The organism is Acidovorax cavernicola (genome assembly GCF_003581445.1).
In genome coordinates, this window is sequence record NZ_QXMN01000376.1 from 1 (window position 1) to 523 (window position 523).

The window sequence follows — 523 nt, forward strand, 5'->3', positions numbered from 1 at the left end:
GGGACATGGTGGGCAACAACACGCCCGTGTTCTTCTTCCGCGACCCGCTCAAGTTCCCCGACCTGAACAAGGCCGTCAAGCGCGATCCGTACACCAACATGCGCTCGCCGGAAAACAACTGGGACTTCTGGACCGGCCTGCCCGAAGCCCTGCACCAGATCACCATCGTGATGAGCGACCGCGGCATTCCCAAGGGCTACCGCCACATGCACGGCTTCGGCTCGCATACCTACAGCTTCTACAACGCGCAGAACGAGCGCTTTTACGTGAAGTTCCACTTCATCACCCAGCAGGGCATCGAGAACCTGACCGACGCCGAAGCTGCGGCCGTGGTCGCCGGCGACCGTGAAAGCTCGCAACGCGACCTGCTGGAGGCGATCGACCGCGGTGATTTCCCGAAGTGGAAGCTGTGCGTCCAAGTAATGCCCGAAGCCGAAGCCGAGCACTACCGCTTCCACCCCTTCGACCTGACCAAGGTCTGGAGCAAGAAGGACTACCCGCTGATCGAAGTCGGTGTCATGGC

1 protein-coding gene is annotated in these 523 nt (G+C 61.4%); it reads left to right on the plus strand.

Annotated elements, in window-relative coordinates:
* Positions 1-523 (plus strand): catalase (locus tag D3H34_RS33755; RefSeq protein ID WP_119558940.1); only part of this gene is annotated, 523 nt, incomplete at both ends.